Annotated in this window: 3 protein-coding genes; all 3 read left to right on the forward strand. The window is 58.2% G+C overall.

Going from position 1 to position 1,271, the window contains the following annotated elements; all coding sequences use genetic code 11:
• Window positions 1-580 (forward strand): response regulator (locus tag EN993_RS35940; RefSeq protein WP_245469078.1); only part of this gene is annotated, 580 nt, incomplete at its 5' end.
• 2 nt (window positions 581-582) lie between these two features.
• Window positions 583-789, forward strand: a complete 207-nt coding sequence (locus EN993_RS35945; RefSeq protein ID WP_127266254.1) for a hypothetical protein — start codon at window positions 583-585, stop codon at window positions 787-789.
• 111 nt (window positions 790-900) lie between these two features.
• Window positions 901-1,152, forward strand: coding sequence for a hypothetical protein (locus EN993_RS35950; RefSeq protein WP_127266255.1), 252 nt, complete (start codon window positions 901-903; stop codon window positions 1,150-1,152).
• The last annotated feature ends 119 nt before the right edge of the window (window positions 1,153-1,271 follow it).

A 1,271-nucleotide genomic window follows, 5' to 3' on the forward strand; every position in this document is an offset into this window, starting at 1 on the left:
GCGCCGTCCCTGGCAACGTAAGTTTCGTACCAATCAACCACTCAGGACCAAAACGGAATACGCTCCCTCGATTATTCCTTCTGCAGGGGAGGGTGAGCCCATGGACGGACGGGCAACTGCATCGATTGTCCTTCTAGAAGATGAGGCGCTGATCGCCCTAGACATCGCAGATCAGCTTCAGAATGCCGGGTTCGCGATTGCCGAAACCTTCTCGTCATGTGCCGCTGCACTTGAATGGCTATCGGTCCATACGCCAGATCTAGCAATCCTGGATATCCAGCTGCGCGATGGTGACTGCGAAGAGGTCGCCAAGGCGCTCCACGAGCGCAAGGTTCCGTTCGTGGTCCACTCCGGCATGTTGCCTGGCGACAGTCATTCTTCGATTTTCCTCAAGGGGAAGTGGATCACCAAACCCAGCACGCCGGAAGACCTGACCAAGGCTGTTAGAGCGTTGTTGGCTAGCCGCAGAGCTCTGAAAGCACGCCCGCAACGTGAGCGTCCGACAGGCGGGCACAACCCTGGCAGGACAGCGGCAGGAGCAGACACACGGTTGCAGGCGATATCCCAGCGAGACGATTGAAGATGCTGGTTGAACAGTACGTGGAGGCCCGAAAAAAACACCATGACGTCGTTTCGACTTCGACCGCCGGCGCGGCGATCCGCGCGGCCCTGCCGAACTGTCCGGTGTCCGGAAGAGCCCTTGATGACGTGATTGCCACCTGCGCTGTCGCCGACGGCCTTGGCGTCCGGTTCGACAGATTGGAGGGCAAGGAAAACCCGCCCTCATAGGTCGTCCGCGCAAGCGTCGAGGGGCCGATGCCCGGATATCCCCGGTTGGTACGTTTCCGACGCTATGCACGAGCTGACGCGCCCTTAGATATGCGAGTAGCCGGAGTGAGCATGAGATATTTCTTCCATATCCGAAACGAGGACGGGCGCCTTGCGAAAGACCCGGAGGGTCAGGAGTTTGCGGATTTGTCGGAAGTCGAGGATCACGCGATGGCCTCCGCCAAGGAAATACTGGCGGAAGGACTGCTCGCTGGAAAACCGGTACGATCAGGCGTGGGCTTTGAAATCTGTGATGAAAATCAGATTTTGATGTTGCGGTTTCCCTTTTCGGAAGCAGCTGAAAAGCCCGGCGCGCAACCGTAATGCTTAAAGTGATTGGCCGCTGCGGCTGTGAGACCCCATATCTCAGCTATCGTTCGCACGTTTTCACGGGCGCGAACGGCTGGGAGATCACGAAGCTCTTGCCCTACAGAGGGCCGAGT

Source organism: Mesorhizobium sp. M7D.F.Ca.US.004.01.2.1 (assembly GCF_003997785.1).
Classification (GTDB): Bacteria; Pseudomonadota; Alphaproteobacteria; order Rhizobiales; family Rhizobiaceae; genus Mesorhizobium; species Mesorhizobium loti.